General features: G+C 41.1%; 1 pseudogene. It reads right to left on the reverse strand.

Annotated elements, in window-relative coordinates:
• Positions 1–14: 14 nt before the first annotated feature.
• Positions 15–275, reverse strand: a pseudogene (locus ETC07_RS16185) (hypothetical protein); the annotation flags it as partial.

Here is a 275-nt window from a genome sequence, read left to right on the forward strand (position 1 = left end):
TCATAATTGAAACGTTAATCAAAACCACCGTCAACATCCAAGTCTGCAAGCATCATCTGATATTCTGGACGGTCAGGTGTTTTAAAAATTTCCTGCGCTTCTTGACGTGCCACTTCTAAAATATTGTAGTCATTCACTATATCAGCTGCTAGAAATTCTGGTAAACCTGATTGACGTACGCCAAATATTTCTCCGGAGCCGCGCATCTTCAGGTCTTCTTCAGCTAAACGGAAACCATTCTGCGTTTGACACATTATCTTCATCCGGTTTTTACC

Origin of the sequence: Halomonas borealis, from assembly GCF_004798905.1 — a bacterium.
GTDB classification, from domain to species: Bacteria; Pseudomonadota; Gammaproteobacteria; order Pseudomonadales; family Halomonadaceae; genus Halomonas; species Halomonas borealis.